Annotated in this window: 11 protein-coding genes; 10 read left to right on the forward strand and 1 reads right to left on the reverse strand. The window is 41.6% G+C overall.

Annotated elements, in window-relative coordinates; genetic code table 11:
• Window positions 1–95 precede the first annotated feature (95 nt).
• The 8 genes from PP175_RS12875 (at window position 96) to PP175_RS12910 (ending at window position 9556) form a co-directional block, all read left to right on the forward strand.
• Window positions 96–950, forward strand: coding sequence for a GNAT family N-acetyltransferase (locus tag PP175_RS12875; protein ID WP_272438759.1), 855 nt, complete (start codon window positions 96–98; stop codon window positions 948–950).
• Window positions 951–2060: an o-succinylbenzoate synthase gene (gene menC, locus PP175_RS12880; protein WP_272438760.1), complete on the forward strand. Its 1110-nt coding sequence runs from the start codon at window positions 951–953 to the stop codon at window positions 2058–2060.
• A gap of 228 nt (window positions 2061–2288) precedes the next feature.
• Complete coding sequence (locus tag PP175_RS12885; protein WP_272438761.1) at window positions 2289–3875, forward strand: N-acyl-D-amino-acid deacylase family protein; 1587 nt, start codon at window positions 2289–2291, stop codon at window positions 3873–3875.
• A gap of 21 nt (window positions 3876–3896) precedes the next feature.
• Window positions 3897–5135: an MFS transporter gene (locus tag PP175_RS12890; RefSeq protein WP_272438762.1), complete on the forward strand. Its 1239-nt coding sequence runs from the start codon at window positions 3897–3899 to the stop codon at window positions 5133–5135.
• A 78-nt stretch (window positions 5136–5213) separates the two neighbouring features.
• The gene (locus PP175_RS12895) at window positions 5214–6098 is read left to right on the forward strand and encodes an alpha/beta fold hydrolase (protein ID WP_272438763.1); all 885 of its coding nucleotides are present in this window, start codon (window positions 5214–5216) and stop codon (window positions 6096–6098) included.
• 25 nt (window positions 6099–6123) lie between these two features.
• Window positions 6124–7614 (forward strand): M81 family metallopeptidase, encoded by a 1491-nt coding sequence (locus PP175_RS12900; RefSeq protein ID WP_272438764.1) that lies wholly within the window; start codon window positions 6124–6126, stop codon window positions 7612–7614.
• Between the two features lie 18 nt (window positions 7615–7632).
• On the forward strand, window positions 7633–8865 hold the full coding sequence (locus PP175_RS12905; protein ID WP_272438765.1) for a M20 metallopeptidase family protein: 1233 nt from the start codon (window positions 7633–7635) through the stop codon (window positions 8863–8865).
• A gap of 337 nt (window positions 8866–9202) precedes the next feature.
• Window positions 9203–9556 (forward strand): IS66 family transposase, encoded by a 354-nt coding sequence (locus PP175_RS12910; RefSeq protein ID WP_272438766.1) that lies wholly within the window; start codon window positions 9203–9205, stop codon window positions 9554–9556.
• Between the two features lie 50 nt (window positions 9557–9606).
• Here the strand turns inward: PP175_RS12910 and PP175_RS12915 are convergent, their stop codons facing one another.
• On the reverse strand, window positions 9607–9768 hold the full coding sequence (locus tag PP175_RS12915; protein ID WP_272438767.1) for a hypothetical protein: 162 nt from the start codon (window positions 9766–9768) through the stop codon (window positions 9607–9609).
• A 270-nt stretch (window positions 9769–10038) separates the two neighbouring features.
• Between PP175_RS12915 and PP175_RS12920 the strand changes: the two genes are divergently transcribed.
• Together PP175_RS12920 and PP175_RS12925 are read left to right on the forward strand one after the other, a co-directional pair.
• Entirely contained in the window at window positions 10039–12507 is a 2469-nt protein-coding gene (locus tag PP175_RS12920; protein ID WP_272438768.1) for a bifunctional YncE family protein/alkaline phosphatase family protein, read from the forward strand.
• 932 nt (window positions 12508–13439) lie between these two features.
• The gene (locus PP175_RS12925) at window positions 13440–13592 is read left to right on the forward strand and encodes a hypothetical protein (protein ID WP_272438769.1); all 153 of its coding nucleotides are present in this window, start codon (window positions 13440–13442) and stop codon (window positions 13590–13592) included.
• Window positions 13593–13764 lie beyond the last annotated feature (172 nt).

Genomic DNA, 13764 nt, shown 5'->3' on the forward strand with positions numbered 1-13764 from the left:
TGCCGCGGTTGTTAATGAAGAAGCTCGCGAGGGCATCGAGATTTTGGTGACAGCAATTATGAATACATTTGAATACTGCCAAGAGAGGGATTGTCATGGAGGTTTTGTTCAAAAAGCTTGAAACCATTAAGGAACTAGAAGCAATGGCCAGTCTAGAAACGAGAGTATGGGCGATGAAACCAATTCCCTTGCACCAAACCTTTACGGCAGCTAAGAATGGCGGCATTGTTATTGGGGCATATGAAGGACAGCAAATGATAGGATTTATTTATAGTTTTCCAGGTTTTGCACAGGGTGAACCTTATCTTTGCTCGCATATGATGGGAATTGATTCAGATTATCAAAACCGAGGAATAGGCTATCTGTTAAAAATGAAACAAGCAGAAGAAGCAAGAAAATTGGGATATGACAAAATTAAATGGACCTATGACCCACTGGAAAGCAGGAATGCTTATTTAAATATCGTTAAACTAGGGGCCATCTGTTCGGAGTATATCGAGAATTGCTACGGTGAAATGACAGATGGTTTAAATCGGGGGATTGCATCGGATAGGTTTAACGTGGAATGGCACATTAACAGTCCTTACCTGCATAAAAGGATACTTTTTGCTAATCTGTCGATCCAACCGGATGCAATGGTACTGGGTTGGCAGCTAAGAAAAGATGGGTATCCCCAAGCGCTGATAAAGGATCTGGCCGTTATGTCGCAATCTAACCTCCCCTTTCTTTTTGTTTCAATACCAAGTGAATTCCAAAAAATCAAGCAAGTCGATCTTGAGCTCGCGGTTGAATGGCGTTTGCAAACAAGGAGAGTATTCAGGGAGGCATTTGCTGGAGGATGGATGGTTTGCCACGCCATCCGCTGCACAAATTGCCCTATTCAATATTCTGTTTTGATTAAAAAAGAGAAATTGTCATTCAACAACTCAAAAGAAAACGGAGGTATCTAAATGAAAATTGAGCGTGTAACCTTGCGCCATGTTCAAATGGAATTAAAGGCCCCATTTACTACAAGTTTTGGCACATTTCGAACAAAGGACTTTCTATTGATTGAAGCCGTTGACTCGGCCGGGGTAGTTGGGTGGGGCGAGTCGGTCGCCTTCCATTCTCCTTGGTATAACGAAGAAACGTTGAAAACCAATTGGCATATGCTAGAGGATTTTTTAATTCCTCTCGTTTTAAGCAAACCCATTGAGCATCCTGATGAATTAGGTCAACGGTTCGCATTTATTCGTAAAAACAAAATGGCGAAGTCGGCCATAGAAGGGGCCATATGGGATCTCTATGCTAAGAAAATCGGGGTTCCTCTAAGCAAGGCGCTTGGAGGGCAAAAGAAAACCGTTGAGGTTGGCGTCAGTATCGGAATTCAGCAAACGACAAGTGATTTACTTAAGATCATTGAAAATTTTGTTTCGCAGGAATATCGCCGTATTAAGGTAAAAATAAAGCCAGGTTGGGATGTAGACGTCATCCGAGAGATTCGTAGACACTTTCCTAGTTTGCCTCTAATGGCGGACGCAAACTCAGCTTATTCTCTAGAAGATATTGACACGCTTAAGGCTCTGGACGAATTTGATTTAATGATGATCGAACAGCCGCTTTCTCCGGATGACATTGTCGATCATGCCAAGCTTCAGGCATTACTCAAAACACCAATATGTCTGGATGAAAGCATTCACTCCCTCGATGATGCTAGAAAAGCCATCGAGCTTGGGAGTTGTAAAATTATTAATATCAAAATTGGGCGCGTAGGTGGACTGAGTGAATCGATCAAAATCCACGATTTCTGCAAGATGAAAAATATTCCAATATGGTGTGGAGGTATGTTAGAGTCCGGCGTCGGTAGGGCGCATAATATTGCCATTACTACATTGGACAACTTCTTGATGCCAGGTGATACTGCCGCTTCGTCACGCTACTGGCATCGCGACATAATACAACCGGAAGTAACCGTACAAAATGGATTAATCACGGTTCCGGATCATCCAGGGATCGGCTATGAAGTGGATCGCCGTCAATTAGAAGCCTATTCTACTAAATCAAGTACGTTACGTATGTAAATTATTCTGATAAATAAAAGTAATTAATGTATTAATTATTTTCAGAATATAACTTGAAGTTTTTACTTCTTGCGCTTATACTTTTACCAACAATGAAGTTTATACTGCTTATTATAGTTTAAAAGGAAGTATTAATTTCACTAACAGTACAATGACATTTGGCACTATTTTTCGGTGAATATATTTCTGAATACTTAAAAATTAATTTTTCATGATGAGGTGTGGAAAATGAATATTATTTTACGTAATTGCAGGGTTTATGATGGGACCGGAAATACCTGGTACGCTGCCGATATAGCCGTTAGCGGTGACCGGATCGCGCGAGTTGGTAATGTTAGTGGATTTTCTGCCAATGAAGAAATTGATGTTCAGGGACTAGCTGTTGCACCAGGTTTTATTGATATCCACACGCATTCAGATAATGCATCATTCCTTCCGAAATTATCGAAGGGCAAAATCATGCAGGGAGTGACCACGGAAGTAATAGGTAATTGTGGAATGAGTGCTTTTCCGGTTCGTGCGGAAAATGCGCCCCTGTTAAAGAAATATGTCAGCAGCATTTTTGGTGACATAGAATGGAATTGGTCGAATCTCGCAGAGTTCGCCGAGGTGACTACTTCCAGAGGCATTGTCACAAATATGATACCCTTGGTCGGTCACGGTTCTCTTCGTATTGCAGCCATGGGATTTGAAAAGCGTCCGGCAGCAGATCACGAAATGGAATTCATGAAAAAGCTTTTGGCCGAAACAATGGAACAAGGTGCATTTGGACTTTCGAGCGGATTGATCTATCCGCCAGGTGTATACAGCACAACGGAGGAATTGATTGAACTGTGTCAGGTTGTTCGAAACTATGACGGAATCTATACGACACACATGCGCAATGAATCAGACCTTGTGGAAGAATCGGTGAAGGAAGCGATCACTATTGGACGCAATTCAAATATTTCCGTTCAAATCTCTCACCATAAAGCAGCAGGCAAGCAAAATTGGGGCAAGCCTAAACGTATTACGATTCCACAGATCAAGAAAGCAAGAGAAGATGGTGTTGATGTCGATATGGATTTATATCCTTATACGGCTGGAAGCACCCTTCTATCCGTCCTCTTACCCCCTTGGTGTCATGAGGGTGGGGTATCGCAAATGTTACAGCGTCTTCACGTTCGGGAATGTAGGGAAAGAATCCGCTACGATATGGAGCACGGAATTCCAGGATGGGATAACTTCGTAAAAAGCTCTGGCTGGGATCAAGTGTTTGTCGCTTCAGCTAAAAATAACAAAGAAATCGAAGGAAAGAGTATAGAAGAAATTTCTAAAGACCGTAGTCAAGATCCACTAACCGCCCTAATGGATACATTGATTGAAGAAGATGGTATTGCCACGATGGTTGTATTCATGATGAGTGAAGAAGATGTTCGATATATCATGCAGCAGCCTGAGACCATGATTGGTTCAGATGGCATTCCTGACCCAGGGAAAACTCATCCTCGCTACTTTGGAACCTTCGCAAGGGTGTTAGGCCATTATACAAGAGATGAGAAAGTTCTTCATTTGGAAGATGCCATTCGTAAGATGACTTCATTCCCAGCAAAAAAATTAGGTTTGAAGGATCGCGGGATTATCCGTGAAGGAGCATATGCCGATCTGGTAGTTTTTGATCCAAAAACAGTAGCTGACGTTGCATCCTATGAAAATCCTTCAGAAATTGCCATTGGGTTTACGTACGTGTTTGTTAATGGATATCCGGTTGTTCGTAATGGAGAATTTAATTTGGTAAAAAATGGAATATTTATTAAAAAACACAATCAAACTTAATTTAAACTTAGGGGTGAGACTATGAGTCGAGTAGCAGCGTTGGCAAGGAATAAATATTTTATTCTCGTTTTATTGTTTGCAGGCTGGATTATATCTTACTTGGATCGTATGGTTTTAAGTGTTGCGCTTACAGGCATTGGAAAAGACTTGCATTTGTCTGCAGCTTCCTTAGGAGTGGTTTTAAGTAGTTTTTTTGCTGGCTATGCTTTATTTCAAATCCCCGGTGGTTGGTTATCAGATAAATATGGCTCCAAGAAACTTATGATAATTGGATTTGTCACATGGTCTCTCTTTACCATATTTACAGGCTTTGCCTGGTCTTTAACGTCTTTGTTATTAATTCGCTTTTTTTTCGGAGTAGGGGAAAGTGGATTTCCTGCTGCAAGTTCAAAAGCTATTGCTGAATACTTTCCAAAAGAGGAGAGAGCAAAAGCACAGTCAGGTATGCTATCGTCCAATGCTTTTGGTGCAGGTCTTGCTCCCTTAGTTGCTGCCCCAATGATCCTTTGGCTAGGCTGGAGAAATATGTTTTTTGTGATTGGGTGTATTGGATTTATTTTCGTTGCGCTATATTGGATATTCATCAGAAAGCCATCACAGCAAGAAGTGCAAGTACAACAAGAAACAATGAAAAAACTATCTACGAAGGATCTGCTTCGATTGCCTACGATGTGGAAACTCGTAATCGCCTGGTTTGGACTTGATATCGTTCTATGGGGGTTTGCATCCTGGTTGCCTTCCTATTTACTCAAAGTTCGTCATTTGGATCTACTGCATGCTGGGTTTGTCGCATCACTTCCTTTCCTTGCTGGCGGTATTGCTATGGTAGCTGGTGGATGGGTGGTAGATAGATATTTTGTTGGGAAGGAAAAATATTATGTGATTGTTGTAGACGTGTTAGGTGCGCTATTTCTCTATCTAATGTTTACAACCGCTTCTCTTGAATTAGCTGTGGTATTCCAAATCTTGTCGTCCTTTTTCTTATACGCTGGATTTGCAGCTATTTGGTCATTACCATTAAAAGTACTTCCAACAGATATTATTGGATCTGCAACAGGGATGATTAATTTTGGTGGTCAAGTTGCCGGGTTTATTTCCCCTATGGTCATGGGCTTTTTGATTACTGCCTTTAACGGTTCCTACAACGCCGCGTTCTACTTCTTAGTCTTTTCCGCTATTATTTCTGTAATCGCGTGCTTGACACTAGGAGATGCACATAAATCTTTGAATACCAAAGCTACGAGTGCACACATTTCATAAGAAGTATCTAGGAGAGAAAAGGCAGCGCTTGCCATCCTTTTCTCTTCTAGCACCGAAATGTCTTGGAGGTCGTTTTTCATGTTTGCTCAAATAAATGGGACTCGAATCTTTTATGATATTGAAGGTGCTGGTTATGTTCCACAGGGGGCAATAATGCACCAAAAGCCGGTCTGTTTTGTTCTTCATGGTGGACCGGGAGGAGACCACACAACTTTTAAACCAGCTTTAACTCCTCTATCAGAAAAGATGCAGCTTGTCTATATTGATAATAGGGGAAGTGGTTTATCAGACAGAGGTCCGCAATCTTCCTACACATTAGAAAATAATACGAGTGATTTGGAAGAGTTGCGCCAACAGTTGGGTCTAGAAAAGATTGTTTTACTTGGACATTCATACGGTGGAATGGTGGCCTTACGTTTTGCTATTGAATATCCACAATCCGTCTCTTCGCTTTTGTTGTTAACCACATCTCCAAGCTACAAATTTATTGAAAGAGCAAAGCAATTTATCAGGGAAAAGGGAACAACAGAGCAGAAGCGGATGGCGAACATTCTGTGGCAAGGGGCCTTTGAATCTCAGGAACAGTTAATTCAATACTACGAAGTTATGGAACCGCTTTATTCGTATACGTACAACCGTAATCCTTCTAAAGAGGAATTAAAAAGGAAAGAAGAAACGTTGAGCAGGTCTAATCGTAATTATCAAGCGATCAATGAGGGGTTCGGAGGTTTTTTAAGGAAATATAATGTGATTAAGCAATTGTCATCAATAACATGTCCTACATTAATTATGGCTGGCCGTCATGATTGGATTACATCCGTTGAAGAATCGTTGGTTTTAGCTGAGAAGATACCAAATAACGAATTGGTTGTTTTTGAAGGAAGCAGTCATAGTGTCTTTAAGGATGAATATGAACGGTTTATCTCTGTTGTATCTACCTTTATTAATAAAAATTTGAACTAGAATCCCAGTGTTAAGGAGGAAGAAGATGAGAATAGCAATTGGCCAGATCGCCCACGAAACAAATACATTCTCAACCGTTAAAACAACGGTGGACGTGTTTAAAAGTTGGGAATGGGACCATGGACAAGAAATACTAGAAAGACATGATAATGTAAAGGATTATTTAGGAGGCATGATCGATCAATGCAACCAATTAGGTATTAAAGTGGCGCCTACCTTTTCTGCCTTTGCCGGTCCATCCGGTATCATTACGAACGAAACTTTTGAAATATTGAAAAATGAACTGCTTTCATCTATCCACGCAGCTGGTGAACTTGATGGAATATGCCTTGCTTTGCATGGTGCAGGGGTAGCTGAGGGGATTGATGATTTAGAAGGTAGCTTATTAGAAGAATTACGTAAAATAGTTGGATATGAAATACCTATCGTTGTTACCCTGGATCTACATAGCAACATTACACAGAAGATGATTCAAACATCGAATGCCCTCTTAGGAGTCAACTTTTATCCCCATACGGATTCTTATGAAAGAGGGTTAGAAGCTGTAGGTTTAATTGTGCAAATGATAGAGGGTAAGATTAATCCAGTGATGCATTTGGTTAATTTGCCCTTACTTATTCCTACATCTACAACCTATCAATCTCCATCGAAAGATATCAATGAAATTTGCTGGCAATGGGAGAAGAATCCCAATATCATCGATTGTACATTTTTCCATGGTTTCCCTTATACTGATATTCCAAATATCGGTGTCTCTGTTTTGACAATCACAAATGGTGACATTGAGTTGGCTGAAAAAGCTAGTGAGAATGTGGCCCAAATCATTTGGCAAAAAAAAGATGAATTTGCTCCTAGTCTACCAAGTCCGGAAGAGGGAATCAAACAGTCATTGGCGATAGAGGGGAATCTAGTCGTGGTAAATGAAACATCCGATAATCCTGGCGCAGGTACGCCTGGAGATGGAACGTACCTTCTGAAAGCCTTAATTGAAGAAAATGCCCCTAATACTTGCTTTGGTTTTATTTACGATCCGATGGTAGCCGAAGAGGCATATAGAGTCGGTGTGGGTGCTACGATTGAGGTAAAGCTAGGTGGAAAAACGGACTCCATTCATGGAGAGCCCTTATCCATTCGCGGCTACGTGAAAAGTTTGACGGATGGACAATTTTTTCAATCTTCGCCGATGTGGCAAGGAATCAAGGTTAACTTAGGAAAATCAGTAAGACTTCAAGTTGGTAATGTGGATGTCATCGTGTGTTCTGTTCGATCACAAACTTTTGATGACCAAGTTTTCTTGCTTCATGGAATTGATATAAGTAAATATAAAATTGTGGCGCTAAAGTCTAGTCAACATTTTCGTGCTTATTATCAATCGGTTGCAAGTGCGATTATTACGGTAGACTCACCCGGATTGAGTACTGCAAATTTATTTACCTTCCAATACAATCGGCTCAACAAATCGGTATATCCATTAGATCCTTTCTGCGTTTACGGATCAGAAACAACCAAAATATAATAAGAGAGGGTGCTTTTTATGTTGGAATTACAGAGTTTGTTTGCAAGACTGAAGGAGCTTTACCCAGAATTAGTCGAGTTCCGTAGAGAGTTGCATATGTATCCCGAACTTTCTTTTGAAGAGGTAAACACGCCAAATAAAATTGCCGATTATCTGCGTGGTCTAGGAATAGAGGTTAGAACAGAAGTGGGCGGCAGGGGAGTGGTGGGACTACTCCGAGGAGGAAAAACTGGAAAGACTGTTGCATTGCGTGCAGATTTTGATGCCCTTCCAATCCAAGATGAGAAACAAGTGGAATACAAATCTCGTATTCCCGGGGTGATGCATGCCTGTGGTCATGATATTCATACGGCTGCCTTGCTGGGAGTAGCTCGTGTACTTAGCGAAGCAAAGGAACTGATCGCTGGCAATATAGTGTTTATTCATCAATTTGCAGAAGAAAAAATTCCTGGCGGAGCTAAGCCGATGATTGAGGACGGTTGCCTAGATGGAGTCGACGTGATTTATGGAGCCCATGTGTGGGCCTCTGAACCGATCGGAACTGTTGGTGTTGGGGAAGGCCCGATGATGGCTGCGATGGACTCTTTTGAAATTGAAATCTACGGCAAAGGAGGACATGGGGCGACTCCACATTTAACGGTGGATTCGCTTGTTTTGGCTAGTCAATTAGTTTTAAACTTGCAACAAATTGTGAGTCGCCGTGTTGACCCTCTGAAGCCTGCTGTTGTAACTGTTGGTACATTTTCTGCCGGAAATGCCTTTAATGTTATCCCTCACACAGCCAAACTTACCGGTACGGTTCGCAGTTTTGATGAAGATGTTCGTGATTTAATCGAGGAATCAATTGGCCAGATTGCCGCGTCTACATGTGAAGGAGCAGGGGCAACCGCAAAATATCATTTTACCAGGGGATATCCTGCTGTATGGAATCACACGGATGAAACATTGAGAGTGGAACAGCTAGCGAAGCTTCTTATTGGTGACGATAAAGTGAAGCGAATGACACCCATTATGGGGGGAGAAGATTTCTCTTATTACTTACAAAAAGTCCCGGGTACATTTTTCTTTGTGGGTGGGGGCAATCCCGAGATCAACGCCACATATCCCCATCATCATCCTAGGTTTGATGTCGACGAGCGCTCTATGCTTATCACCGGGGAACTATTTATATCAGCTGTTTTTGATTATCTTTCCGAAGGTATTATCAAGCCTGACCCTAGGGAAGAAGTTAATGCAAATATTCAGATCTAGAATGAGAGTCCAAGTGAATGGATAGAATGTAGAAGATATTATAGAAGTAAAACAGTCCAAGGTGAAGAGAACAAAAAATAGAAAGTAACTGCAGGAGTGTTAAAACACTGAGAGCTCTCAGAAAAAATCAGTTCAAATTTCTTTTAATTTTTACACAGCTAAACCCATCATTTTATTTTTTGATGGGTTTTTTATTATTTCAACCCGGAAAATCTCTAAAAAGGGGCAAATCATTCATTAATCCACATAAATAGTGTTTTTTCATCTGTCAAAGTCTCTCATAGGAATGATGGAACTACTATCGTGTCGGTTATGGTATTAGTTTCATTTCGTTGGGTTGGGGAGGAGGTACCAAGGAAAAAGAGGGCGGAAAGGCAAGAGTAAAGCGGCGAACCTGGCTGAAAGGTTCATCCTGTACAAAACCGACATATTGCGGTTTCTTCCGAATGCCTTTGTGCCCTTTGATAACAATCAGGCAGAGCGGGATATCCGAATGGTAAAAGTAAAAGAGAAAGTATCAGGCTCCTTTCGTACGGAAAAGGGCGCGATTCAGTTTGCTCGTATTCGTGGATTTACTTCCACCGTACGAAAACAAGGGAGGAATCTGCTTGAGTCTATAATGTTAGTAAGTCAAGGTCAGTTTTCCTTCAGCTTGTGCGTCCATTGCAGTGGAATGACCAAACCAGGTTAAATGCTGCAAGCAAAACTGTATTTATGACTTATTCACTTACAATTATTCGGCTATTGTATCCAGTTAAGATATTCTGTTTCTAATTTTGTTAGTTGAATTTTTGTGGCAGGTTTCAATACTGCCGCATGGGCAGGTAAAGAAGATATTATAGTAGTTGGCGCAATAATGCCAATAGCAAATACACCGGATAAAGCCACTTTCATATAGCTCATTTGATTGCCTCCATTAAGCCGTATTAATAAAATTAGACTCTGGGTCAGTGAATTTGTTTCTCGATGATTAATTGATGCAATTGTAATTCAAAATACATGTGTTCATGTGCTGTAAGGAAAAGTTATATTCAGTAGGTGATCTCCAGGATTAGATAACAAATCAAGAATATATATGACAAAACTTTTACAATTTATTCGTTAAGTATTTACATCTCATTGTTAGAGTTGTTTATGGAAACAACTACTAAGCTAAATAAGGAGATGAGATGTATGAAAGGCAATGGGGAAAAACGCAAGAAATTAATTGCAGGTATTACATTAACCACATTGCTTATTGGTTCAGGTTCTGTATACGCAACATCCTATTTGGTAGCTGGACCGCAAGCAAATGGGACCGGGGTAACGTCTTACGGTTGGACCCTCACACCCGCTGGAAAACAACTCACACTTGGAGGATTTCCTATGGGTTCGGCCATGAGTCCGGATCATAAGTATCTCGTTGTAACGAACGACGGACAAGGTACACAGTCCTTACAAGTCGTGGATATTTCTCAGCAAAAGGTAATCCAAACTATTCCGTACAAAAGTCCGGAATCCCTTTTTCTTGGTGTAACTTTTAGTCCGGATGGGCAGAAATTGTACGCCTCTGCCGCCGGAAATAACAAAATTCGTGTTTTTGATTTTAATAATGGTTCACTCTCCGAGCAATCTCCTATTATCATGAAAGATCAAAACCACTCCAATTTTTATCCTTCCGGAATTTCCATATCTCCAGACGGAAAATCCTTATATACGGCGAACAACAAAAATAACTCTGTCTCTTGCATTAATCTCTCAACTGGTACTATCACGACAACCACTCCTGTTGGCAAAGATCCATATATGACGCTTCTCAGCCATGATGGAAGTACATTATACGTTAGCAACTGGGGTGAAAGCAGCGTTACGGTCTTAAATGCGAAAGACCTTACGATTAAAAAGACAATCAATGTAGGTCTGCATCCAAATGCCATTGGTGAAAACCCTGCAACCAACTTTATTTATGTCTCAAATTCGGATACCGATGAAATCTCCGTAATTGATCCACAACCTGGTGAAGTTGTGCAAACAATCTCGCTTGCTCCCTACAAAAATGCCCTCACGGGTAGCCAACCGGATTCGTTAACTTTTAGCCCGGATGGGAAAACTCTTTATGTGGCAAATGCCGGTAATAACGACATTGTAGTAATAGACTTAGGAAACGCTAAAAATGGATCAAAAGCTAAAATAAAGGGGCTCATTCCGACCGCATGGTACCCCACAACCGTTAGCATCTCGTCTGATGGAAAACAGCTTTATGTTTTAAACGGAAAAGGACTAGGTGCAGGCCACAATCCGAACGGCCCAAATCCATACACGGACGAATCTCTGCGATATAACCCGCAGACGCAGGATCAGTGGCAATCCCAATACATAGGCACCATGATGAAGGGTACTATGTCATTTATTCAAGTTCCAAACGAAAATCAGCAAAACAAGTATACCGAGCAAGTCAAACAAAATAACACAATCAACAAAGCGGAAGAACCAGGTTTACTGCGGCGCCTTAAAGGTGAGACGTCTTTCCCCATTCCCAGATTTAGCGGAGAACACTCCCCGATAAAACATGTCATTTATATTATTAAAGAGAACCGAACCTACGACCAAGTATTTGGGGATTTAGAAAAGGGCAATGGAGATCCAAAACTAGCATTTTGGGGTAAAAACATTACTCCAAATCTCCATAAACTCGCCAATCAATTTGTGACACTTGATAATTTTTATACGGATGCGGAAGTCAGTTCACAAGGACACAATTGGTCAACCGCTGCTAAAGCAAATGACTTTACGGAAAAAAATACGCAGGCTGATTATTCTGGCCGCCGGAGTGGTGATGATTTTGAAGGGGGCGATCCCGCTGCATATTCACAAGCAGGTTTTATCTGGGATGCTGCTAAGCGCGCTGGAGTTTCGTTCCGGGATTACGGTGAGTTTGTGAACTATGATAAAAACAAAGGATGGTATCCTAAGGCTACGATTGATGCAGAAAATGTTGATCCGCAGTATCCTGGTTGGAATCTTGACATTTCTGACGTTACTCGTGTGGATGAATGGGCCAAGGAGTTTAATCAATTCGAGAAAAATGGAAACCTGCCACAGTTCGAGATGGTTCGCCTGCCTAACGACCATACGAATGGAACATCGCCAGGTCATTGGACTCCAAATGCGATGGGATCTCAAAACGATTACGCGGTGGGAAAACTTGTCGATACCGTTAGTCACTCGAAAGACTGGAAAGATACGGCGATTTTTGTGGTGGAAGATGATTCCCAGGCAGGTCCGGATCATGTAGATGCACATCGTTCCGAAGCGCTAGTCATCAGTCCGTATACACAAACCGGAAAAGTGGATAGTACCTTCTATGATACGGCCTCCATGCTTCGTACGATGGAGCTAACTTTAGGTTTAAAGTCAATGACACAGTATGATGCTTCGGCTATCCCGATGCTCAATGCTTTTACCAACCATCCTAATTTTGATTCTTATAACGTGGAACAGCCTATATATCCAATTGATTTGAAAAATGGTGAGAATGCACCGATGGCCCAAATCTCTAAGCAACTTGACTTCTCGAAAGAGGACTCTGCTAACCCTGATACGCTAAACCATATCATTTGGAAGGCAACTGAAGGAAGCAAGCCTTATCCTGTAAAAAAGTAAAAAAATATCTTCCATGTTACCTTTATGATCTTCTAACCTAAATTAAATCAATTATGCTCTAGGTTATTCCGTAGAAAACGAGCTTTTAATTGTGGATATTAAAAGAGAGGCTCTGTTTATACTACCATAGAAGATACTTCGAACAGTGAACTGTAACCCGTCATACGGACAGTTTGAAAAAATGACGATTATGCTGCTAAAAGCTGATTTCTGTATTCCACAGGAGTCAGCTTTTCTAATGTCTATTGACTTCTTTCATGGTGACGGAGCATTTACAAGCGCTTCACATATTTCCGTCCGTTCTGGTACAAAAAAGACACCCATTTGGAGGCCACTGCAAAACACTTACATTTCTAGGAAGGAACGCCTCTACGGGGCGTTATTTGTTATAATTAGCGCGCCTAGCCAAGCTAGACACAACTTGTCGGTGAAAGTCCGGTCGAGGTAAGAACCAAGTCGCCTCGTAGCTATCAGGCAACTGGTGGAGAGATCCTAAGGTTGAAGCCCTGTGAAAACGTAGCCCCGTAAGGGGAGCAAGCAAAACAGCAGACCGTAACATGAGGTGAATCCTGCCGCATCGTCAAAAAGAACCTGAAAAGGACAGGAGAGAGCCCAGCCTTGTGATTATGGGCGAAGGCCAAGGAACGTGTGAAGAGCTTGGAAGCGGAGCGAGGAATAACTCTCCGGTTTTTGGGGATCGGTATGCTGTGAAAGTTGTATCTGGAACCGGGGAGACCCTCCCCCGCACGAAAAAAATTATTTTCGTAAGGAGCGCCCCTATAAGTCCGAAAGGTGAAATGGCGAGCTGCGGGAAGGGAGTCGGAGGGGGTCATAGTACCGTGGAAGCGAGGATAACAAAACACCTCTTGGAGGGAAGGACGCCGAAAGGCAATACCCTACTTTGTTCAAGCAAGTGGAGGAGGTAAGAGCAAGTGAATGCAGTAAACCCTGCTAACTACGCCAAAGTAAAAGCTCAAGAACTTCAAAAAAAAGCTATATCTTGCCGCCAAGGAAAATCCGGATCACAGGTTTCATACCTTATACGACAAGATTTACCGGGAAGACATTCTCTGGGAAGCGGTTAAAAAATGCCCTTTCTACAGTGAAAACGCCTGATGGTATTTAATATAACAAGAGCGCTGCAAGCCTATGTATTTTTCGCTGCCACCACATCGTTTAAAGGATTTTTATTTGATAAGTACCCAGAAGATTGCGTGTGGCACTCTTAGTGGGTGCTTTTTTTATTGTGACTGCCAT

The organism is Aneurinibacillus sp. Ricciae_BoGa-3 (assembly GCF_028421645.1).
Lineage (GTDB): Bacteria > Bacillota > Bacilli > Aneurinibacillales > Aneurinibacillaceae > Aneurinibacillus_B.

Coding starts and splice junctions, on each gene's coding strand:
- PP175_RS12875 (WP_272438759.1), top strand. CDS start 96: ATGGAGGTTTTGTTCAAAAAGCTTGAAACCATTAAGGAACTAGAAGCA.
- menC (WP_272438760.1), top strand. CDS start 951: ATGAAAATTGAGCGTGTAACCTTGCGCCATGTTCAAATGGAATTAAAG.
- PP175_RS12885 (WP_272438761.1), top strand. CDS start 2,289: ATGAATATTATTTTACGTAATTGCAGGGTTTATGATGGGACCGGAAAT.
- PP175_RS12890 (WP_272438762.1), top strand. CDS start 3,897: ATGAGTCGAGTAGCAGCGTTGGCAAGGAATAAATATTTTATTCTCGTT.
- PP175_RS12895 (WP_272438763.1), top strand. CDS start 5,214: ATGTTTGCTCAAATAAATGGGACTCGAATCTTTTATGATATTGAAGGT.
- PP175_RS12900 (WP_272438764.1), top strand. CDS start 6,124: ATGAGAATAGCAATTGGCCAGATCGCCCACGAAACAAATACATTCTCA.
- PP175_RS12905 (WP_272438765.1), top strand. CDS start 7,633: ATGTTGGAATTACAGAGTTTGTTTGCAAGACTGAAGGAGCTTTACCCA.
- PP175_RS12915 (WP_272438767.1), bottom strand. CDS start 9,768: ATGAGCTATATGAAAGTGGCTTTATCCGGTGTATTTGCTATTGGCATT.
- PP175_RS12920 (WP_272438768.1), top strand. CDS start 10,039: ATGAAAGGCAATGGGGAAAAACGCAAGAAATTAATTGCAGGTATTACA.